General features: G+C 43.3%; 18 protein-coding genes and 1 riboswitch. Of the genes, 12 read left to right on the forward strand and 6 right to left on the reverse strand.

The features are described 5' to 3' along the window. Nucleotides 1-231: 231 nt before the first annotated feature. The gene (locus ACQKMP_RS15575) at nucleotides 232-399 is read left to right on the forward strand and encodes a CxxH/CxxC protein (protein ID WP_076120603.1); all 168 of its coding nucleotides are present in this window, start codon (nucleotides 232-234) and stop codon (nucleotides 397-399) included. A 99-nt stretch (nucleotides 400-498) separates the two neighbouring features. Here ACQKMP_RS15575 and ACQKMP_RS15580 read toward each other — a convergent pair whose 3' ends face one another. Continuing rightward, nucleotides 499-1911, reverse strand: a complete 1413-nt coding sequence (locus tag ACQKMP_RS15580) for an MFS transporter (RefSeq protein ID WP_042193021.1) — start codon at nucleotides 1909-1911, stop codon at nucleotides 499-501. A gap of 139 nt (nucleotides 1912-2050) precedes the next feature. Here ACQKMP_RS15580 and ACQKMP_RS15585 point away from each other — a divergent pair, with 139 nt between their 5' ends. From ACQKMP_RS15585 to ACQKMP_RS15600, 4 genes are all read left to right on the forward strand, one after another. Beyond that, nucleotides 2051-2401, forward strand: coding sequence for an ArsR/SmtB family transcription factor (locus ACQKMP_RS15585; RefSeq protein ID WP_427469806.1), 351 nt, complete (start codon nucleotides 2051-2053; stop codon nucleotides 2399-2401). Nucleotides 2402-2546: 145 nt separating this feature from the next. Beyond that, nucleotides 2547-3026: a 23S rRNA (pseudouridine(1915)-N(3))-methyltransferase RlmH gene (gene rlmH / locus ACQKMP_RS15590; protein WP_379424620.1), complete on the forward strand. Its 480-nt coding sequence runs from the start codon at nucleotides 2547-2549 to the stop codon at nucleotides 3024-3026. A gap of 343 nt (nucleotides 3027-3369) precedes the next feature. Beyond that, the gene (locus tag ACQKMP_RS15595) at nucleotides 3370-4815 is read left to right on the forward strand and encodes a stalk domain-containing protein (protein WP_427469808.1); all 1446 of its coding nucleotides are present in this window, start codon (nucleotides 3370-3372) and stop codon (nucleotides 4813-4815) included. 637 nt (nucleotides 4816-5452) lie between these two features. Next, entirely contained in the window at nucleotides 5453-5857 is a 405-nt protein-coding gene (locus ACQKMP_RS15600) for a VOC family protein (protein ID WP_339244119.1), read from the forward strand. Between the two features lie 578 nt (nucleotides 5858-6435). Here ACQKMP_RS15600 and ACQKMP_RS15605 read toward each other — a convergent pair. After that, nucleotides 6436-6876 carry a MarR family winged helix-turn-helix transcriptional regulator gene (locus ACQKMP_RS15605; protein ID WP_042193018.1) on the reverse strand — a complete coding sequence of 147 codons (441 nt, stop codon included), beginning with the start codon at nucleotides 6874-6876 and terminating at the stop codon, nucleotides 6436-6438. Between the two features lie 386 nt (nucleotides 6877-7262). Between ACQKMP_RS15605 and ACQKMP_RS15610 the strand changes: the two genes are divergently transcribed. Then, on the forward strand, nucleotides 7263-8234 hold the full coding sequence (locus ACQKMP_RS15610) for an aldo/keto reductase (RefSeq protein ID WP_427469810.1): 972 nt from the start codon (nucleotides 7263-7265) through the stop codon (nucleotides 8232-8234). Between the two features lie 488 nt (nucleotides 8235-8722). On the opposite strand, the gene ACQKMP_RS15615 is transcribed toward ACQKMP_RS15610, so the two are convergent. Continuing rightward, a complete protein-coding gene (locus ACQKMP_RS15615; protein ID WP_427469812.1) occupies nucleotides 8723-9592 on the reverse strand; it encodes a helix-turn-helix transcriptional regulator in 870 nt (289 codons plus the stop codon). A gap of 83 nt (nucleotides 9593-9675) precedes the next feature. Between ACQKMP_RS15615 and ACQKMP_RS15620 the strand changes: the two genes are divergently transcribed. Continuing rightward, a complete protein-coding gene (locus ACQKMP_RS15620) occupies nucleotides 9676-10398 on the forward strand; it encodes a DUF4386 domain-containing protein (RefSeq protein WP_427469814.1) in 723 nt (240 codons plus the stop codon). A 229-nt stretch (nucleotides 10399-10627) separates the two neighbouring features. Here the strand turns inward: ACQKMP_RS15620 and adhP are convergent, their stop codons facing one another. After that, a complete protein-coding gene (adhP, locus tag ACQKMP_RS15625; RefSeq protein ID WP_042193016.1) occupies nucleotides 10628-11644 on the reverse strand; it encodes an alcohol dehydrogenase AdhP in 1017 nt (338 codons plus the stop codon). 197 nt (nucleotides 11645-11841) lie between these two features. After that, nucleotides 11842-11922, forward strand: a riboswitch (glycine riboswitch). A 135-nt stretch (nucleotides 11923-12057) separates the two neighbouring features. Between adhP and ACQKMP_RS15630 the strand changes: the two genes are divergently transcribed. Together ACQKMP_RS15630 and ACQKMP_RS15635 are read left to right on the forward strand one after the other, a co-directional pair. Beyond that, nucleotides 12058-13416, forward strand: coding sequence for an amino acid permease (locus ACQKMP_RS15630; protein ID WP_427469817.1), 1359 nt, complete (start codon nucleotides 12058-12060; stop codon nucleotides 13414-13416). A gap of 138 nt (nucleotides 13417-13554) precedes the next feature. Next, nucleotides 13555-14007 carry a helix-turn-helix domain-containing protein gene (locus ACQKMP_RS15635; RefSeq protein ID WP_042193014.1) on the forward strand — a complete coding sequence of 151 codons (453 nt, stop codon included), beginning with the start codon at nucleotides 13555-13557 and terminating at the stop codon, nucleotides 14005-14007. A 78-nt stretch (nucleotides 14008-14085) separates the two neighbouring features. Here ACQKMP_RS15635 and ACQKMP_RS15640 read toward each other — a convergent pair whose 3' ends face one another. Beyond that, nucleotides 14086-15549, reverse strand: coding sequence for a DHA2 family efflux MFS transporter permease subunit (locus tag ACQKMP_RS15640; protein ID WP_042193013.1), 1464 nt, complete (start codon nucleotides 15547-15549; stop codon nucleotides 14086-14088). 166 nt (nucleotides 15550-15715) lie between these two features. Between ACQKMP_RS15640 and ACQKMP_RS15645 the strand changes: the two genes are divergently transcribed. Beyond that, the gene (locus tag ACQKMP_RS15645; protein WP_339267989.1) at nucleotides 15716-16270 is read left to right on the forward strand and encodes a TetR-like C-terminal domain-containing protein; all 555 of its coding nucleotides are present in this window, start codon (nucleotides 15716-15718) and stop codon (nucleotides 16268-16270) included. A gap of 172 nt (nucleotides 16271-16442) precedes the next feature. On the opposite strand, the gene ACQKMP_RS15650 is transcribed toward ACQKMP_RS15645, so the two are convergent. Continuing rightward, entirely contained in the window at nucleotides 16443-17594 is a 1152-nt protein-coding gene (locus ACQKMP_RS15650; RefSeq protein ID WP_427469820.1) for a metallophosphoesterase, read from the reverse strand. A 127-nt stretch (nucleotides 17595-17721) separates the two neighbouring features. Between ACQKMP_RS15650 and ACQKMP_RS15655 the strand changes: the two genes are divergently transcribed. Further along, nucleotides 17722-19992, forward strand: a complete 2271-nt coding sequence (locus tag ACQKMP_RS15655) for a helix-turn-helix transcriptional regulator (protein ID WP_427469822.1) — start codon at nucleotides 17722-17724, stop codon at nucleotides 19990-19992. 144 nt (nucleotides 19993-20136) lie between these two features. Further along, nucleotides 20137-22899, forward strand: coding sequence for a glycoside hydrolase family 3 N-terminal domain-containing protein (locus ACQKMP_RS15660; protein WP_427469824.1), 2763 nt, complete (start codon nucleotides 20137-20139; stop codon nucleotides 22897-22899). Nucleotides 22900-22910 lie beyond the last annotated feature (11 nt).

Below are 22910 nucleotides of genomic sequence, written 5' to 3' on the forward strand. Positions count from 1 at the left end.
GATGGAGAGTTTAAAATAATATTTATAGATAATAGAGAGAGAGAGAAGTGATGAGATTCCTTTTGCCCTTCGGGGTGGGAGGAATCTTTTTTTGGTGAAGGGCAAGAATATAGACAATGGATGAACAGATCGCTGGAATGGATAGATAGGAGTTCCATTTTCGTGGGAAGTATGGTAGAACAATAGAAGGAGTATTAGGCCGTAGCGGCACAGAAAGGGATGCTTGGTTGAATGTATGTAGTATGTAAAGAACATGTAGAATTAGCTATTGATTTGTTTGTGGACGAGTATGAAGATGCACCAGATGTAGTGGATTTGAAGGAAACGGAATTCTCTGACTGGGACCCGCCGGCAAAGTGCACCCAATGTGAGAAGAACGCTGAATATTTGGTGGTCTAAAGGACCTTTAAGACTTATAAAAAAACACCTTGCAGTCCCGGAAATGGGCCGCAAGGTGTTTTTGCGTGGAATAATTATAGGTGCATTGGAGGATTAATCTTATGCATCTGCTGCATCTGCCATATTGGTCAGGGAGCTACCTCGGTTGTTCTTGCGGTAGACAATGGCTGAGATGATGGCAAGCATTGCTGCAATAGAGAGTCCCCAGTAGATGTTTGAGTAAGCGGCCCGGAGCGGCAGCCCACGCTGCCATTCCAATGCACTTGCGGCCATAGCTACGCTGAAGGCACCACTAAAGAATTGCAGTAGCTGGAACAGTCCCATCCCCGAGCCGATTTGTGAGGAAGGCAGAATCCGTGAGATTTCATTGGATACACTACTGGACAATGTCGTGAAGGCAAGACTCATAATCATATAGATCAGCATAACGGCAATCCAGGACCGCCCAGCGAAGAATGCGAACAGGACAGTAGCAGTTAACACAAGCAGTGGAGCGAAACGCAATATCCCCGCATTGCCATAACGGTCGATGATTCGTCCGACGGAACGGGAAACGAAGATTGCGAGCAGCGAGCCCGGAAAGATCACAAGCCCGGCATGACTTGCACTGAAGCCAAAGCGATGAGTCAAAATCTGTGGCAGCAGGAACAATGTGGCGAAGCTGCACAGATAGGAGGCGATACCGACCACCGCCAGTACGAGATATGAGCGGTTACGGAAAAGCGCGGGCATTACAAATGGGTCGGGCGTGCTGCGGATGCGGCCAACAAATAAAGCGATGGCGACAAGTCCGGCGACCAAGGCCACCCACAGCCCACTAGTCAGGAACAGCAGTAGACCGGTGGTGCCGACGCCCAAGAGCAGCCCACCAAGCACATCAAAGGAGCCTCGGGTGGGCACCTCTTTAGGCAACAGGATAAGGAACAACGGCACGAGAAGCAAAATAGCTGCCGTTACAGCGAACAACCAGATCCAGCCGAGATATTCGACGATGGCTCCGCCCGCGACCGGACCAAGGCCTAGGCCGAGTGAAACGGCTGACATAATCGTCGCCATCGCTTTACCGCGACGGGCTTGCGGGACATAGCGGGTAAACAGAACAAGAGATAAGGACATTACTGCGCCCGCGCCCGACGCCTGTAGAATGCGCACGATAAGCAGAAAGATAAAGTTGGTGCTGAAGAAGCCGGCCACAGCCGCAAAGCCTAGCGTCAACAAGCCTATCACCAGCAGGCGGCGGATCGGCAGAAAATCAGAGAGCCGGCTGTACGTGATTGAGGCAATCGAAAACATAATGGAATACCCGGTAACTATCCAAGAAGCAGATGCAGCTGTAATGCCGAAGGCTTCGGTTACATCAGGCAGTGCCAGATTGAACATGGCTGTATTCATGATGACGAGAACCACAGCGATACTGAACAGCAGAGTCAGCAGGCCTTCCCGTGGAAGAGTCGCTTCCGGAACGGAGGCTTCATGATCCGCATTCGCGGAAAGGTTATTTACAGAAGTCATGTGCGAAGCACTCCTTTTTTATTGTTTAATAGTTCGATTACTTACGAACAATTGAAATATAGCATGCGTTGATATAAAATGCAATTAGGAACACTAATATTTTTTCGCATTAAAAGTAGGACAAAGGGGATAATCATCCATGAAAATACTATTTCATCCGGATCGCAAGGACATTCAGCTTGCTTCCGTATTGTATGCGCTCAGCGATCCAATTCGCCTCCATATCGTATCGGATATTCATAGAAATGGAGAACAGGCTTGCAACGGCTTCAACGTTCCGATCGCCAAATCCACCATGTCTCACCATGCCCGTACGCTACGCGAGTCAGGGGTTGTGTTTACGCGGGTGCAAGGAACCCAGCGCATACTGTCGCTACGGACAGAGGATCTGAGCGCACGTTTCCCAGGATTGCTGGATTCTATATTGAGTGCTTATGAAGCTGGGGAAAAGCCGGATTTTGTAATGGAGGAGCGGGAGGAAGGGAAGTAACGGATTGAGCCCTATGAGGACAGGAAATACATGAAATACAAGAGATATAAGGATTGGGCGAGAGAAGGTACTCTCTAAAACTATAAGGGACGCCTAGAGCGCGTCCTTTTGCTATTTCTATAGAGGACTATAATAGGAGGCATTTATGCTTATTCAAATTATTGGCGTAGGAAAATTGAAGGAAAAGTATTTGATCAGTGGCATCGCGGAGTATGCTAAACGGCTGACACCGTACCTGAAATTTCAGGTGATTGAGGTGGCAGATGAAAAAGCACCCGACTCTCTAAGCGAAGCAGAGGTCGGTATTGTTAAGGCACGCGAGGGGGAACGCATCCTCGCGCACATAAAGAGCGAGGCGCATGTCATTGCGCTCGCGATTGACGGCAAGCTGTGGAGCTCGGAAGAGCTTGCCGCAGAAATTGACCGGCTCGGCACCTATGGGACGAGCCATGTCGTGTTCGTCATCGGAGGGAGCCACGGGCTCTCCGACGAGGTCATGCGCCGCGCGCAGCAGCGCATGAGCTTCGGGCGCATGACGCTGCCCCATCAGCTCATGCGCCTGGTGCTGGTGGAGCAGATTTATCGCGCGGTGAAGATAAATCGGGGGGAACCTTATCATAAGTAGGGCGAAATATTATGCTTTTGAGTATGAATCTTCGCACAATCTCCGTTGTCGGCTTCGGTAAATGACTACTAAATTAATTTGTCATGTGACAATACTGATGACAGCGGTCACTATTAAATACAATTAGTTCCATTATAATAGATCTAGCTAGTGGTGCTAAGTGGTATACCCGGATTGTTCGCGACAGATGAAGGTAAGGCATATGAGGCAGTGAGCTTTGCTGGAGGAACGGGACTTGAAGGTGATCCCTATCAGATTGAAACCGCCGAACCATTGAATGCTGTTCGTAATTATTTAGGTGCTGGTATCTACTTCGAATTGACTAAATATGGGGGAAAGCAAAGTGATAAAAATAAAAAGACTGCAATTATCTATTGTACTTGTGCTTGTAATGACGTTGTTTGTGGTTCCTGTTGCTCAGGCGGCTCCGGTCGGCCAAGTGGCCGAGATTACTATTATCGTTAATGATAGCGTAATCCCGAGTGACGTCGAACCCGTTGTCCATAAAGGAACCGCGCTTATGCCTTTGAGGGTCCTTGAAGACTCGCTCGGCGTGTCTCTTAACTGGAACAGTTCTACACAAACAATAGCGGTTTTTAAAGGAGATGCATCGGGTACGCTGATTATAGGCGACCCGACCGCCAGCATTAAAGTCGGTGATGTAGAGGAGAAGGTCACGCTCGATCAACCTGCTAAGATCATTCAGAACCGGGTTATGGTACCGGTACGTTTTATTGCCGAATTATTCGGTGCAAAAGTAGTATGGAATTCCACCATGAAAACCATCACCATCAGTACTCAGCCATCGGGTGACCAAGAATCGCAGAATTCTAAAGGCAGTGGAGTCAAGGGTGATAAAGGCGATACCGGAGCGACTGGGCCAGCGGGAGCACAAGGCCCATCAGGACCGGCGGGATCACAAGGAGGTTCAGGGTCAGCGGGAGCACAAGGCCCAGCAGGACCGGCGGGAGCACAAGGAGATCCGGGGCCAGCGGGAGCACAAGGCCCATCAGGACCGGCGGGATCACAAGGAGATCCAGGGCCAGCGGGAGCACAAGGCCCATCAGGACCGGCGGGAGCACAAGGAGATCTGGGGCCAGCGGGAGCACAAGGCCCATCAGGACCGGCGGGAGCACAAGGAGATCCGGGGCCAGCGGGAGCACAAGGCCCAGCAGGACCGGCGGGAGCACAAGGAGATCCAGGGCCAGCGGGAGCACAAGGCCCATCAGGACCGGCGGGACCACAAGGAGATCCGGGGCCAGCGGGAGCGCAAGGCCCAGCAGGACCGGCGGGAGCACAAGGAGATCCGGGGCCAGCGGGGACTTCTTTTACCTCGGAAGGATTTTCTGTTACGGGTACGACATACTCAATCGCTAGTGGCACGATATTTACGAATTGGAGTGAGGCGTCCCCTTATTACGCAAACCCTGCATTTAATCCTGCTACAGGGATATTTACGGCACCGGCCACTGGCAAGTATGCTATACATGCAACTGTTAACTATAAGACTAACGTTCCAGTTAGTATAAGCTTAGGAAGTGGCATTGATCCATTTTTTACCGTAAAGAAGAATGGCAGCACTGATTTAATAAAAGGTTATATGCCTATCTTGGACGTCAATATGGCGTTAATTTTAACTATAAGGACCGTACTAAGTAGTGCGACGGTGACGCTATCCGGTGATGTAGAGCTGCAAGCAGGTGATGAAGTTGGATTATATTACGAAGCTGACGGTCTAACCCTTGGTTTCAGTACGAATATAGTATGGTCGATTCATCGGCTATCCTAATACAAGGTTGCATGAGGTGAAGTTGAAACTTTGGTAATAGAAACACATCTTAACAGATATAGAGTCGGGCCATCCTCTTTGGGAGAATGTCTGGCTCTATTTTTGAATAGGACTCTTTAACGAGGATAGTTAAGCAAATGTCTACAACAAATTATTGATCTTTAGGGGTGACTGGTTCAGAGTAGAACTGTTGATATCGTTCCAACAATTTCTTACCATTCTTCTTGACATAGTCTCGTTACTTTCTAACATTATATCCTTTATAGGAACCATAGAAAATTCCTGAAGATGTGTGTAGATTTACAGCGTTTGATGCCACGCGGTTTGTAGGTTCTGTATTAATTTCTACACTGTCATAAAAGCGACTTCTTTTTGCATCACAACAGTTGCATTCCAACCTTGCTTGTTTTTAATGTGCTTGGCTGGGGAGCGGGCGTTATCGTGTTGGAACCCGAATCATTCCGAAATTGGATTCGTGAGGAAGCCCAAAGAATTCTAAAACGCTACTGACATAACGTTGTCAGTAGCGTTTTTTTATAATTGGACATGTAAATGTAAAGGAGATAGATAGTAAAAAGTATGTTTTACAACGGCTGTGGGACACAGCCAGACCTATTATTAGGAAGGATGATATCTTGTGAATTTCGCTTCTGTACGTATCATTACTGACGACGTGGATCGTCTCGTCGAGTTCTATGAGAAAGTCATGGGGGTTTCGGCAGAGCGACCTGCGCCCGTATTTGCCGAACTCGTTCTGCCATCATGCACCCTTGCAATCGGCCACTCCCAGACGACGCAGCTATTCGGCGCCGGTTCCGCAGTGGGGGCCAATAATCGCACTGTCATTATTGAGTTCCGCATCGACGATATTGAAGCTGAATATATGCGCTTGAAGCCATTTGTTGATGATTGGGTAAAGGAACCGACCATGATGCCGTGGGGGAACCGTTCTATGCTGTTCCGCGATCCCGATGGCAATCTTCTTAACCTCTTCGAGCCGGTGACCGAGGATGCGATTAAACGGTTTAGAAGTAGACATTGACGGGCAGTAAAGGATGGACTTCAAACTTGCCGTTACAGACAGCGCAGGGAACCGTATCATAAGTAGGGCCAAATTTTAATGCATACTATTTTTGGTTAAATCAACGCTCCAGTGAAATAATGCTGGGGCGTTGATTTCTTGTTTGGCGATTAGTTGGCTTCAGCAGAATTTTGCATATGGACAAACTTTCTGACTTCATTTCTAATAAATTTCTTGATTGCGCTTTTATTGTATTGAATTTCGAATAGTTCTGAAAGAGAATATTGAAGGATGTGAGTTTCATTTATTAATAAAAGCATAATGGGTTGAGAAATTACCTTGTAATTGTGTGAGGTTAAGTAGATGTTACGGTGAACCGTATCATAAGTAGGGGCAAGTTTCTTTCATTTTGGGTTGGTGGGTCTTAGTGATAAAAACTTGGATTATAGTCAGAACGGGGTTCAAGCACGTGGCGGATCGGGAAGGGGAACATATGACAAGGGTGCCTGCGGAGAATCTTCCCTCTGCCCGATAAGAAAGAAAATGCCCCCTCCGCTATTTTGGCGGAAGGGGCCGGTTCCTTACATCAAAAACAGCAATCAGGATGTTGTTGTTCTTTCCGCCAGTGTAGTAATCGACTCAATGTCTTGATCGGTTAATAGATCTAGAAAATGCTTGCGTATTGCCTTTGAGACTATGGGAAGGGCTTCGTCTAAGGCTGACCTTCCGGCGGAAGTAATGATGACTTGAACACCGCGATCTGTGTCTAGAGGTTTCCTCAGAACTAGACCTCGTTTTTCCATCCGCGTTAGATGATGTGATAGTCGGCTCTTATCCCAGTCCATCGAGTCAGCTAATTCCTGTTGGCGAAGCTTACCATTGCCAAATTGGACTAGCCGGTCTAATACTCCAAAATCACCCTCTGAGAGTCCTGTGTGTTCAGACATTTCTTTTACAACGCGACCGAAGATTCGTTTAAAGGAGCCTTTCCACATATTCCATATCCGCATTTCATCTTCGTTAAGTTCGTTTATATCCATACGAATATAATATCATGGTTGACGCATCAACCACAAGGTGTTACTATGTATTCATAGGTTGATATGTCAACTTAAGGGAGTGGTATTATCTTAAGGTTGATACATCAACTGGAAAAGGTATTTAATGGGTCTGCAGATGATGCAAGGAAGGAGAGGGGAAATGCATAAACCCGTCGCCTTGGTCACTGGGGTCAACAAAGGAAACGGCCTTCAAACATCCCGTGCGCCTTGCGCTCCTCGACGAGGACGGTCCGACGGGCACATTTTCAAACGAGAGACGTCAGCTACCTTGGTAATGTAATCACGAGCGACGTATCACCGAGAGATCCACGAAACCTAAAGGCGTAACGCCTTCCCCTACAAATATATAAGGAGTGTGTTATTAAATGGAATATGTGAAGCTTGGACGCAGCGGGTTAGAGGTTTCGAAGTTAAGCCTTGGAACCATGAGTTTCGGCGTACCTGAACGCGGCAATACTCCATGGTCTCTGGATGAGGAGCAAAGCAGACTGATTATTAAGAGGGCACTCGAATTGGGCATCAACTTTTTCAGTACTGCCAACATGTATTCCGACGGAACAAGCGAAGAAATCCTCGGGCGTGCCTTAAAGGACTTCGCTCATCGTGACGAAGTCGTCATAGCTACAAAGGTATTTGTTCCGATGCGCAAAGGTCCGAATGCTATGGGACTTTCCCGCAGGGCCATCATGACCGAAATTGATAACAGTCTAAGACGACTCGGAACAGACTACGTCGATGTGTACCAGATCCATCGGTGGGATCCAAATACGCCGATTGAAGAGACGATGGAGGCTCTTCACGATTTAGTTAAGGCGGGCAAGGTCAGATACCTCGGAGCATCTTCCATGCTGGCATGGCAGTTTGCGAAAGCTCAGCATGTTGCAGATCGCAACGGTTGGACACGGTTCGTCTCTATGGAGAATAGATTAAACCTGCTCTACCGGGAAGAAGAAAGAGAAATGCTCCCCCTTTGCAGAGACGAGGGAGTTGGCGTCACTCCTTACCTGCCTTTGGCTGCAGGCCGGTTAACTAGGGATTGGAATGAACAGACCTCACGATCCGAGAATGACCAGATAGCTAAAGAGTTGTTTATTAAAACGGAAGAAGCTGATCGTAAAGTAGCAGAGAGAGTTGCGGAAGTCGCTGCTAACCAAGGAATTCCACGCGCACAAGTTGCTCTTGCATGGTTGCTGCAAAAAGAAGAGATCACCGCCCCAATTATCGGTTCGACCAAGACCAGCCATCTCGAAGATGCCGTTTCGGCGTTGTCGGTTAAATTGACACCTGAAGAAATTACCAGTTTAGAAGAACTTTATGTACCACATTCATTAGTATAAATTGGACACATCTATACAACGAATCCTATGTATTGAACTCTTCATGGAAACGATCCATGAAGAGTTGATGCATGGAAACTCCATGAAAGAGGAGCCACAAAAGGTGTTTGTAACACTTAAGAATTCTACGGCAGTTTCAAAAACATGCCGCTTCAGCCATCGCGGTGAACCGTATCATAAGTAGCGGCGAAATTTTTGAAGTTATGGCGTGAAGGAGAACCGTATCATTAAATCGCTGATGCGTTGATTTCTCCTGCCAGTTAACAAGGAGTTCAATGTATTATTCTCAATTAATTGTCATATTTATTCAATTAAACAACCTTATAGTCGAACATTGTGCATCTCGAGAGAGATGCTTTTTTTTGTCCCTAATTACAGCAAGATGTGGAAAGTCGAGCGAAACTCGTTATGTTATTTTAATTGCAGAGAAGGAATAATCAAAATCGAGAAAAGAAAGGAGCAGACAGAATGACAGGCGAGACGCGATATTACAAATTAGTATCGGTAGGGATTTTTTTAATAGGTGCATAGATGTGGTAGGCCGAATTCAGATGGTGGACGTCATCAAAAGCTTGTATGAGTTCAATATCAGTTTCTGCCGGTTCCTGCTTGGAGATCTTTAGAAATCTGGCATAGTCGCTTTTCAATACATTCCCAATGTCAAGTAGTTCACCACAATAGTTGAACCTGGCACAAAAAATCTGCGGCACATCTACCGTAAAATAATAAGGTTTATCAATTTCAATGCTGCTAGGGATCCCAAATAGAACCTTAAACAGAGTTGAATCGGGTTGACAGTTTGAATAAATGACATAATAGGGGCCATTTATGGTTTCATCAATATGACTCAACAGCATTTCTGAATGTGCGCGAATCTTCTTCTTGTAATCATCATTGGCTAAATTCACTTCAAAGGCGATTCCACTGATTCGGGTCTCCTTGAACTCAGCCAGGGTGAAATCCGTGACGATATCACCGTTAATGTTTTTTATGGATCTTTTCACCACTGTAGGTATGGGGACCGGAGCAATCGTTGCAATTCCTGTTTTTAAAGAACTCGGAGCTAATCCGTAATGTCGTTTGAAAGCACGAGTGAATGAGGCTTGCGTACCGAAGTTGAGCTGGTAAGCAATATCGGTTAGAGACCTGTTTTTGTTTTGAATTAAAGTTAAAGATGCATTTAATCTTCTGAATAGGATGTATTGGTTTAACGAACAGTCCATCATAGCGGAAAATAGCCGATGAAAATAGTATTTAGACATGTTGAAGGTATTGGCAACGGATTCTACGGTTAAGGACTGTTGTAAATGACCCTCAATATGGATCAAAGCACGTTCGATGACTTCGTTATGGTCCATAATAGCTCCTTATATCAAATATTTGCAGGAAGTGTACCACACGTCCATCAGAAATGAATTTATTGTCTTAGGAGGCAAAAAAGATGATGAGAGACCGAAGGAATGCTAGGATACTGGGGATTTTTTATATCTTTGCTGCAGTGACGTCAATTATAGCGGTTGTTTTGTATGGGCCAGTTTTGTCAGAACAATGGCAGATGGCCGTGGCAAATGGATTGGAAACGAAGGTTTTAATCGGTGTATTAAATGACCTCTCGCTTATAGTAACGGCTGTTGGTACAGCAGTCATGCTGTTTCCCTATGTTCGGCATTGGAATGAGCATCTTGCATTAGGGTATCTTTGTTTCCGATTTATGGAGGCTGTTTTTATTGCGATTGGTCTCGTAAGTATATTGGGTTTGTTACAACTTAGTTCGTATTATGATACAAATAATTTGGCAAGTAAAATCAATTTTGAGCCCATAGGTCTGGTGTTGCAGGCGATTTATCGCTGGACGGCTATGTTGGGTCCAAATTTCATGTTGGGCATAAACACTAGTCTGTATAGTTATATGCTATATCGAACAGGCTATGTCCCTAAACCGCTAGCTATTTTCGGAATGGTTACAGCGGTTATGGTATTAATAGCTGGTTTGCTGCAAATGTTTGGAATTATCGAGCCCTATTCGGCGATAAAAGGATTGATGGCGCTGCCTGTGGGCGTTTACGAGATGAGCTTGGCAGTCTGGTTAATTGTGAAGGGATTTGATGGGGAGAACCTTGCAAAATTGAGAGTAAAAATAGCTTCTTCGTCTAAAGTAAAATAATCAAAAGTTTTTTGATCAGGAGAATACGAGGCGATGATGATTCAACGCAAAATCTAAGGGAATCCTATTATTATAGGCGTTAAAAAAAGCAGGGAGCAAATTCAGTGGGGACGTTGTGTCTTCTATGCATGCAAAAGGAGCATGTCGCATCATGCTCCTTTCTATTTTCGCCGATATAACCGTTAAGGGGAACCGTATCATATTACGGTAGCATACTTTTTATTATTGGTCATTTCGTCATATCAAGGACGATTCGACCATTGATTTTGCCTTCTAACATAAGATCGTAGATCTCATTAATATCTTCTAGTTTACGTGTCTCAATAATGGTTTTTATTTTTCCTTCTGCAGCGAATTGTAATGTTTCTTGTAAATCTTTGCGAGTGCCGACAATCGAACCGACTACCTTTGTACCGTTTAATACCGTATCAAAGATCGGGACATCCATGGATTCAGGAGGCAGTCCAACCATGACGCAGGTTCCGCCGCGACGAATGGCCCGGTAGGCTTGGTCGAATGCTTTTTTCGCAACCGCCGTACAAACGACACCATGCACTCCACCGATTTCTTTTTGAATCCACTCTGCGGCATCTTCTTTTAATGCGTTTACGGTTTTGTCTGCACCAAGTTGTTTGGCAAGCTCCATCTTTTCATCCGACGTGTCGATGGCCACTACGTTCATTCCCATCACTTTTGCATATTGTACGCCAAGATGACCCAATCCTCCGACGCCGAAAATGGCTACCCACTCACCTGGCTTTACACCCGATACTTTCAAAGCTTTATAGGTCGTAACGCCAGCACAAAATAAAGGTGCAGCTTCGATGAAGCTTAAATTATCAGGAACCTTCACTACATAATCGGCAGCTGCCACACAATATTCTGCATATCCACCATCTACGGAATATCCGGAATTTTGCTGATCCAGACAAAGAGTCTCTCTTCCTGTAAGACAATACTCACAATGACCGCAGGCTGAGTACAACCACGGAATTCCTACTCGGTCTCCTATCTTTAAGTGTGTAACTCCTTCACCTATTTCTTCAATAATCCCAACGCCTTCATGTCCGGGAATAAGAGGGAGTTTCGGTTTGACGGGCCAATCGCCATGAGCAGCATGCAAATCAGTATGACACACTCCGCACGCCTGAATATGGACAAGGATTTCTTTGTGTCCGGGTTTTGGTTTAGGTACGTCTTGTAGTTCTAACTTTTCTTTGAATTTCTTTACTACAGCGGCTTTCATCAGCATACTCCTTTAGTTTTTTGCTTTTCAAAAAGTAGTATGTTCATGAGGCTAACTTTAAATTCTTGAGACTTTTATCACTGATTAACACTCACATCACAAGTAATATGTTAGAATATCAGAACAGCTTTACTGCGTTACCGCTTTATCAACTTCATAATTCACGAGCTATGATGGCTAAGGATTACACTTTAGCTGGAGCAGCTTCTGGAGAGACTGCGGAGATTCCGCGGCGCCGAAGGGTTCACAATCTCAGGCAAAAGGACAGAAGAGTACTGAATATGTATTTGTCATGCTGATCGCTATCAGCAGGGCGAATATTATTTGATATTCTTACGATCTGGGAGATTGGATGACATCCAATCTCTCTTTTTTTTATTCCAATTTATTGTACTCACAAGGGGGAACTAGGTATGGCACAACCAGAATTAAAGAGAGAGCTGGCTAATCGGCATGTTCAGCTTATTGCTATTGGCGGCACCATTGGTACAGGATTATTCTTGGGATCAGGCAAGGCGATAGAGAAGGCAGGCCCATCCATTATGATCACGTATTTAATCGTAGGTATTGCTGTGTTTTTTGTGATGAGAGCACTGGGAGAACTCCTATTATCTAAAGTGGGCTATCAATCGTTTACGGATATTGCTGAAGACTACCTTGGATCACGGTTTGCATTCATTACCGGTTGGACCTATTGGTTTTGCTGGATCATGACGGCTATGGCTGATGTCATTGCTGTTGGCGTATATGTACAGTACTGGTTTGATATCCCGCAGTGGGTTCCTGCCATCGCCTGTCTAGTCGTGTTATTAGGACTTAATCTATTAACTGTAAAGAGCTTTGGGGAACTCGAGTTTTGGTTTGCTTTAATTAAGGTAATTACGATTCTTGCCTTGATTGGTCTTGGGGTCATTTTACTGATCATTGGGTTTAAGACGGATGCAGGATCGGTGACGATACGAAACCTATGGGAGCATGGGGGCTTTTTTCCGAACGGCATATCAGGCTTCTTATTTTCTTTTCAAATGGTTGTATTTGCTTACGTGGGTGTGGAATTGGTCGGGGTGTCGGCAGCGGAAACAGCGGATCCGGAGAAAAATATCCCATCGGCGATTAATAAAATTCCTTTACGGATTCTATTCTTCTATGTTGGTGCGCTTTTCGTCCTGCTATGCATTAACCCTTGGACGGAGCTCAGTCCGGCAGAGAGTCCTTTTGTAAAAACCTTTACTTTAGTAGGGATTCCAATTGCCGCAGGGATTATTAATTTTGTCGTATTAACTTCAGCCGCTTCCGCTTGTAATAGTGGGATGTTCTCGACCAGCCGAATTCTCTATAATTTGAGTAGAAATAACCAGGCGTCACCTCGTTTGGGCAAACTGAATAAAAACCATGTACCAGGTAACTCGTTATTCATTTCTACAATTGTTATATCTGTGGGTGCTCTTTTGAGTAAACTTATTCCGGAGCAGGCTTTTGGAATCGTGACAACGATTAGCGCCATTTGTTTTATATGGGTGTGGGGCATTGTTCTTATCTGTCATATTAAGTATAAGAGAACCCGGCCAGACTTACAGGCGAAATCCAAATTCAAAGCACCGTTCACACCGGCTATCAATTATATTGTCTTAACCTTGTTCGCTGGAATACTGATCATCATGCTGTTCGCTGGAGAAACACGCCCGGCTTTATTGTGTACTCCGTTATGGTTTATTTTATTATTTATCTTGTATTCGATTAGAAGTAAAAAGGGGAGAAGTAATCAAGCTTGAGTGAGGTCAACATCAACTAGCGGTAAGCCTAGTGTTAACTGCAACTTGGGGTTGCGGGGCTGCAACTAAAGCGTTCTTTACTTCTGCATACGATTAATCCAATATAGGCTTATGAATTGCAGAAAGGTAGTTGCTGCTATGATCTTTGGGGAGAAGTTAAAAGCGGAAAGAAATAAAAAAAGTTGGTCACAAGAAGAACTGGCCGAGAAGCTGTTTGTAAGCCGACAGTCGGTTTCGAAATGGGAGAATGGTCTAAACTACCCAAGCATTGAAATCATTATTAAAATAAGCGATCTTTTTGGGGTAACTATCGATGAGTTACTAAGGAGTGACGAGGAGTTGACCAAAAAGGTGATAGAAGAAGGCAAGAAATTGGCTCACCCGAAATTAAAGTTTGTATTTGATGTCTTCGTAATAGCAGGCATTGTGCTATTAGTGATTAAACTCTGTGTTCTCTTTCTGAACAAAGTAATGGCACTAGAGATTACCTTGAATGGCGGGTCATTCTTTTGGAACTTCGGTTCTTTGATTTTAATGGTTATCGGGGGAATTGGCTCCAGCATACTGAAAGAAAAATATAAACAAGAGTAAGCCGGTGAGCCGGGAATAGCTATTAATAATGTAAAAGGACAGCTGATCGCTGTCCTTTTTACATTCCACGTTATAAGGTTATTCCTTGTTAACTAGGTTTGCTTTCTTTTCAACCATGATCTTGCTCTTCATCGGCATAAATAATGTTATAACAAACGCGGCGACGGATAAAATCATCATAAAGTAATAGGCATCACTTGCCCCAAGAATGGATGCAAGGGATTTAAGGATCTCAGGAGTAGTAGAGGGGTTGCTCTGCATCACTGTGGCCGCATGACTTGTTGCCTGTACTGTATAAATCGTAATTACGACAGCAGTACCGATGGCTCCGGCAATTTGGCGAACGGTATTGTTCACAGCTGTACCATGCGTGCCGAGTTGTTTGGGCAGTGCATTTAGTCCAGCCGTATTGAGTGGCATAGTGATGAAGCTTAATCCAATTCGCAGGCCAATGGTACGAATCATTAGATACATATACGTTGTAGATTCAGATAGATCAGTTACCGCCCACATAGATGGAATAATAAACAGTAAACCAATAATGAACAGTGGTTTAGCACCAAAACGGTCGTATAATTTACCGGTGACGGGTGACATGAACGCATTTACGAGCGCCCCTGGCAGCAATAGTAGTCCTGCATCAAATGCTGTAAAACCACGGCCATTCTGCAGATAAATAGGCAATAAAATCATATCTGCGTACATCATCATCGTGATTAATACGTTAATCAGAGAAGTCATCGTAAAAACTTTATTTTTGAAGACAGACAGGTTCAGCAGTGGATCATCAGACTTGATTTGTCGAAGACAGAATACGGCCGTAACAGCGATCCCGATCCCTAAGGTCAGAATTACTATTACATCGTCCCAGCCTTTACTGCCTGCACTACTGAAGCCGTATAAAATTAAGCCAAATCCAACGGTCGATAAAAGAACACTTACTACATCAAGCTTAGACTTAGACGTCTCGGATACATTCACTAAATACTTGAATGCCAACGCTATAACAATGATGACGAGTGGAATGAGGCCGATAAATAACCAGCGCCAAGAGTGATATTCAACAATAAATCCCGCAAGCGTCGGCCCAATAGCAGGAGCAAATATCATCGCCAGTCCAAGCAGTCCCATAGCACTGCCGCGTTTTTCAACAGGGAAAATAGCGAGCACAACGCTCATCATGAGCGGCATTATAATACCGGCACCTGCAGCTTGGATCATCCGTCCGACTAAGAGTAGACTAAAGCTCGGCGCTGCTGCACAAATGATTGAGCCAATTAATAAAAATGACATGGCACTTAGAAATAATTGACGTGTTGTAAAACGTTTCATTAAATAGGCTGTAATCGGAATCAAAATCCCGTTGACCAGCATAAAACCTGTTGAAATCCATTGTACAGTTGTTGCCGTGACATCAAATACATCCATCAGACTACTTAAGGCGACATTTAAAAGCGTCTGATTGAGTGTAGATAAGAAACAACCAAAAATTAGAATGGTTAGTAGGATTCCTTTATTTATTTTCTTAATATCTTCTTGCATGGTGCAGGCCTCTCTTCATTGCTTTTTCGACATAGTGTCGATAAAATAAATCATATCAGCATTTAAACGGTATTCCTATTTGCAATTTTATTGAAAATGTCGACTAATCGACAGAATGGGTAAATTAGTTGATGAAATACTATATAAACGATAATAGAGGGATGAAATGTCCGAACATAAAAGAGTTGATCCACGAGCCATTCGCTCAAAAAAGATGCTGAAAAATGCTGTTTTTTCATTATTGGCCGAGAATGTGGAGATTTCTCAATTGACTGTCCAAAAAATCGCCAACCGTGCTGAGCTGAATCGTGCAACGTTTTATTTGCATTATGAGGATATTAACGATTTATTGCGCCAGATCGTACATGAAATCTTTGATGACCTGTCCATGAAGGTTGAACCGTTATTACAAGTGAAGAGCAGTATCGAGCAGGAGCAGTTGGTCACATTTTTAAGTTATTTTTATGAATACCGGCAAATCTTTGCTGTATTGGTAGAGCACAAAGGTTTCAAAAACCAATTAACCAACCTATTAAAAAATACGATCGAAAAGCGAAGAAACGTGAGAAATATAGATTCCACTAAGGAGGTTGTCTCCCTTGATATTATTGCAGCATCACTATTAGGGATTATTATGTGGTGGATTAAGGATGGCAGCCAATATAGTGCGGAATACATAGCAGGCCAAATTACCTTGATGTATAAAAGAAGGTATTTATAATCGCTAGACTATGCTACAGGAGGATATGGGTAAAAACCGTTGTATGATGTAGAGAGACAAATTTCAAGATAACGGATATTCTCCGCACCAACCTTAGGTAAAACTATAAAAAGCGGCAGTCTAGGGCGGTAATTCTCGTCCAAAGGCTGACCGCTTTTTTTTATAAATCATTCTATTTAAAATCAACTTTAATTAGTGCTATCTCACTGTTCGTTCCAATGCGTAATGGCGGTCCCCAAGTCCCTGCACCAGATGTGACGATGACGTTAGGGCTGTTCTGATTTTTCTGATAGTGCCCGTAATCTACTGTGAACATAGCATTGGTGATTAGATTTGCAGGAAATACTTGTCCTTGATGCGTATGTCCGCTAAGTATCAAATCGACGTCATCTCCGTATTCAATCATATTCGTTGGTTGATGATCCATTACGATAACGGGCATAGTTGTATCAATGTTACCCATCACTTCAGAAGTAACTGCTCTAGCATTTCCTTGATCACCAATCGGTGATGAATCTCTCCTGCCAACTACAACGAATTGATTATCAATAACGACATGCTCATCATTTAGAAGTTTAATATTACTCTTATCTATAAAGTTCACAATCTCATCGTATGATCGTCCTGCATCATGGTTACCTAAACAAGCATAAACCCCATAGGTGGACTGAATAGTATTTAATAACTCTATTCCTTTGGAAGGATTAGAGAGCGCATAGTAGTTACCATTAAATATATCTCCTGACATCAACACAATATCTGGCTGCATGTTATTAATACGATCAACAACGTCTTCAATAAACTTTACATCATTTACGTAGCCTAAATGTAAGTCGCTGATCAGAACAATATTTAAATGATCTAACGACGTGCTTTTATGTATTTGGATCGGATAAGTAACTTCTTTTATCTGATTCGCATTATAAATCCCATAGGACACCAACCCTATGACTAGAATTAATACTACTGACCTTGTATGAAAAATAACACGTTTTGGCGCAGGGGAGGGGATGATTTTGATCCATTTACTAATAAGTAAGATTACATCGGAAAGGAGTAACAGCAAGAACAAATAGAAGTAGATCCCCATCCAATAGTCCCCGAATTGACCAATAAAATTAACAATACTTGAATCGGTCGTCATAGCTGAAGAGGACAATAGTAAATTAATAATGATTGTTACCGCACACAAGCTGTAGATGACTCCGTATATAATCCCATTAATATTTGAAAATACATGTTGTAACCATTTGAAAATTTTTCTTGCGATGTAATAGTTACTTGCCGCGTACATATCGAATATAAACAGAAATGCGAATACCATATGATGCACCGTCCTATTTTTTTAGATTTCAGAGAGCAATCGTTTATAATCAATAATTATGAGCAAATGGTCAGGTACTCAGTAACAGTAACATATTTTTTCATGTTGGAAGAGGAGATTGTTGATTTTGAATAAGAAGAAAAATGGATCAGATCAAATCGTACTAGCCGCAATCGAAACGATTGAGGAAGTGGATTTTCTACTTATGACGGAGTTAACGGCATGGTTTGTTCTTTCTGGTTATTTGGAAATTATGCGAAATGGTTCGGATATTTTGATTCGGACAGGCGATATTTTCGTTTTTAATAAAGGTGATATTGTCCGTGTAATTGGCAGTGAAGAGAATGCGACGCTCTCGGTAAAGTTTCTAACCAATGAGTATCAAGAGGAGTTTCCGGCATTTAAGCTTAACATTCCACTATCGATGGTGTACAAAAAAGATGGATATGAGCTTGTGAAGAATTGTATGGCGTACTTGTACGTCGAAAGGATATATCCGGGAGCCGGTTCTGATTATATCATCGAAGGGTATTCGAAACGTTTAATCGGATTGCTGTACCGATATCTTGGGCCAGAAGATGAAAAGAAGCAAGTGCATACTGCTTCGGATAAGGTAAAAGAAATTGTATCATATATCAATGTTAATTATGCGGACAAACTCAGCCTGGATGAGATTGCTGAAAAGTCTTATAGTAGCAAATACTACCTGGCACATTCCTTTAAAAATCAGCTAGGGATTTCAATCGGAAATTACATCAAAGAAGTGCGATTGTTTCATAGCTTACGTATGCTGGAAAATACGAACGAGAAGATTGTCACGATTGCTTTAGCTAACGGCTTTCCCAATGTACGCTCATTTAACGAGGCATTTAAAATAAGGTATGAGCTTTCACCTGCTGAATTTCGTGAACAGCGTCAAATAAGAGCGGAGCAGAATCGTGTCGACGCGGAGCTGTCCCAAGATGTATTAGCCTTACTATCGCCGTATGTGCCGTTAGGTGAATTACCGGCTGGCCCATCTATTGCCCCCAATCGCATCGAGGTTCAATTAGATTTGCATAAAACGATCGGCCAGTACTCAAAGGTGAATCATGTTCTTAAAATAAAAGGTAAACTTATGGATAGCCGTTTGCTCGAAGTGCGTCAGCGTCTAGGGGTGAAGTGGGTAGCGGTCAATCGTATTTTTAAAAAAGTGGATATACGGTTGAGCGAAGGGAAGCTGGTCTGTTCATTTAGTGAGTTGGATCGAATATTGCAGCAGATCGTGTCTGTTGGCATGATTCCCTACCTTCAATTTCAATCTATAGATTTGGATGATTGGGAGGAGCGGGGATTTCATAACAATGAATGGTTTCAAACGGTAATGACTGAATTGAATCTCCATCTGCAGCAAAATTATATGACAAGTCAGGATTGGATGTACGAGTTCCGCTGCTTCTATGAAATGAAAAATAGCAGGCAATTGCGTCTGTCACTAGTGAATGCCATTTCAATTTTTAAAAACTATAAGAACGTGGTCATTCATTTTCCCATCCCGCCAGAAGATGCGGTGTTGCTTGATATAATCTGCCATAATGCCGTTTATTGCATTGATGACTGGACCCGTATGCGCAAGATTCCACTTGAAACTGCGCTTAATTATCTATTTGATGAAGACTACATTCGGGTCATTGGTGAGAATACAAACATACAAGATCAGAACCGTATTTTGGATCGAATGCTGATTTACGATCAGGATGATTATCTACACGCCTATTCGGATCTAGCGCAAGCAAATGCAAGCATTTGGCAATATATAAACCTAATGAATCAAAACGAAATTGCAGGTCACTATTTCCCTCCATTATCACTCGATTCAGCGAAGCTGTTTGAGTATTTTCCAGATGAGCTGGCAAGTAAGCTTTCATTACTTACACCGGATGGTCGTTACAAGGACAATTGGTATGCGACAGAGTTTGTGAGTCGCTTGTTTGATGAGATTGTGTTCAAAAACAACTCATGTATCGTGACAAAACAGCAAGATAATTACCGCATTTTAACTGTTTATCCAGAAGAAGAGCAACATCTGTTTATCAATGAAAATAAGGAAAAACTAGAATTAGCTTGGCATAAGGCAAAAAGTCCCTATGTTTTTATAAAGATGGAACTTACAAACCTTGAAGGGACATACCGATTGATCAAGCAACGATTAACTACTGAGCAAGTAGATCAGCGATTAGACCTTGCTGATTTAAGGAAATGCAAAAAGTTGTCTTTCGAAGATATTGCGTATTGGAATGCAATTAATCGACCTTCGAGAAGCGTAGAACAACTGAAAATAAAGGGAAATCATACACTTGAGTTCGAAGTTCCGCTATTTGGGATTGTTATGATCGACTTAGAAAAAACCAACGATTAATGCTAAATATTGCTCACTCGATTTCTTGATAAATCGAATGAACGCAATATTTAGCTTTTTTTTCGACAAGATCCTGATAGTTAAAATGTAAGCGCTATATTATGATTGTGAAAAAGAAAGACGATACCGGAGGGGGTCGCCGTGGTGGACAATTTTAATACTAAACGCGTTAAAAAAAGTGAAATCGTGCAAAAGGTGAAGGAAGATAAAGCTAAGCTGCGAGCGCGAAAGCAAGAAATTAAAGCGCTACCGGAAGCAGAACGAACAGCAGCGATTGAACAGGACAAACAATTAAGAAAAGAGCAAAAGCAACAAACAAAAATGGAGTTGAAAGCTCTAAGTCGCAAAGATCGTAGAGCGATGAAAAAAGAAGCTAAACGCTACAAGAAAATTAAAAATAGACCAAGACGTTTCACCGGCTGGTCGATCGTAGCGCTTGTTGTCATATTGTTGTTCGTACAATTCGGTGCAACCGCTTCTAGCATCATCGATGCGCTGACAGGAAAACACATTACAGCCGTAACCGATTCCCCTGAGGCGCTTGCAGCACGTGAACAGGGCGGGAAAATAGCTGAAGAAATTGCGAATGAAGGCATTGTTCTATTGAAGAATGATGATAAACAGCTGCCTTTGAAAGATAAAAAGGTTAACGTCTTCGGATTAGCTGCATTAGAGCTACGTTATGGCGGTGGAGGATCGGGTGCGGGGGATACTTCCCGTGCGGTTAATTTATTTAAAGGTCTAGAAAATGCAGGTATTTCATACAATACCGAGCTTCATGACTTGTATCAAGAGGTTGGTGCAAAAGCAGGAGTGGGCAGCAAGGCGAGTACCGGAGTCATTCAAGTTGTAAAAGGCATGTTAGGTGGAAACTCTAGCGATGAACCTAAAATCGATTATTTATCGGACGAAGCCATAGCACAAGCGAAATCCTATTCGGGAAATGCAATTATTGTCATTGCTAGTGAGAGTACAGAAGCTAGTGATGCGACCGCTGAGCAGTTGAAATTGACAGCTAATAAACGCGCTTTGATTGAAAAGGTTGCACAGTCCTTTGAAAATGTCACTATCGTTGTAAATGCGGGGAATGCCTTAGAGCTTGGTTTCGTAAATGAATTTAAATCTATTAAATCTGTCTTGTGGATAGGAACACCTGGGCCTTATGGTGCCAACGCATTAGGAAATATTCTTGCAGGAAATATTAATCCATCAGGCCGTATCACGGATACGTACGTGTATGACAATTCATCGGCTCCAGCAAGTGAGAACTTTGGAGACTATAAATACGATAATTTGAAGTATTCATTCCTCAATTATCAAGAAGGTATTTATGTAGGATACCGTTTCTATGAAACCTTCTTTTTAAATGATGAAGCAGGCTATCGAGATACCGTGTTATATTCTTACGGACATGGATTAAGCTACACGGATTTCGAGTGGAAGGTTCTGAATCAGTCATTGTCGGAAGACAAGATTGAACTACAAGTCGAAGTGAAAAATGTTGGCGACAGAGCCGGGAAAGATGTTGTTCAAGTTTATTATTCAGCTCCGTATATTGCAGGCGGCATTGAAAAATCGGCGATCGAACTGGCCACTTATGCAAAGACGTCTCTGCTGGAAGCAGGTCAATCCGAGGTGCTTACCCTTTCGTTCGCTACCGAAGAGATGGCTTCTTATGATATGAACGTAGAAGAAGCGTATGTACTAGACCAGGGCACCTATTCAATTAAAGTGGCTCGCAATGTCCATGATATCGTGGCAAGCTATGACCTTGAGTTGGCTGACAAGAAGGTTTTCAAACAAGATAAGGATACCGGAACGCCTTACGAGAATCGCTTTGAATTAGCAAAAGGTGAAGTTACGTATTTGTCCCGGAACGATTGGGAGAAGACTTATCCTTCGGTTGAAAATATTAGTCATAAAGCACCGCAAAATGTGGTCGACGCATTCTCAAAAGAGCCGGAAGCTTCAACGATGGAAATGCCAACGGTTGGCGCTAATAATGGCTTAGTACTGGAGGATTTGAAAGGTTTAGCCTTTGATGATCCGAAATGGAATGAATTCATGGATCAGTTTACATTGGACGAAATGATTGATTATGTAGCAAACGGCGCTTATAGAACGATGGCAGTAGAGCGTTTGGGTGTTCCTAAAACGTTGTTGATGGACGGACCGGCTGGATTTAGTTACTTCTTTAAGCCAATCGAAGCCGCGTCATATCCGTCTGAAATCGTCATTGCAGCAACATGGAACAATGATCTAGCCTATCAAATGGGAGAAGCGGTCGGTAAAGAAGCGCGTGCGTATGGCATTCAAGGCTGGTATGCACCGGGGATGAATATTCACCGTACAGCACAAGGCGGCCGTAACTTTGAATACTTCTCAGAAGATCCTGTGCTTTCAGGAAAAATGGCGGCATCTATGATAAACGGCGCAGAAGACCAAGGCATTATTGCCTTTATGAAGCACTTCGCGCTGAACGATCAAGAAACCAATGCTCGTTCAGGAAATCTGATCTGGGCCAACGAGCAAGCGATTCGCGAAATCTACTTGAAGCCGTTTGAGATTACGGTTAAAGAAAGCAGCCCTCTAGGCGCAATGTCCAGCTTTTCGATCATCGGGACAAAGTGGGCAGGAGCGAATTCCGTCTTGTTAAATGATGTTCTGCGTAAGGAATGGGGCTTTGATGGATTTGTTTCCAGCGATGCAGTCTTTGGGTTTATGAAAGCGCCGGATGCGGTTGTAGCTGGCAATGACCTCATGCTTGATATTATGACACCAAGTAAAAACGAGAAATTATTAAAACAAGCATACAAGAAGGATCCTGCAGGAATCACAAACGGGGTTCGCACAAGTGTTCAGCATGTGTTGTACACGATCCTGCAAACCTACTTATTCGAAAAATAGGCGTAAGCATG

The organism is Paenibacillus sp. NPDC101420, assembly GCF_050277435.1.
GTDB lineage: Bacteria > Bacillota > Bacilli > Paenibacillales > Paenibacillaceae > Paenibacillus_AQ.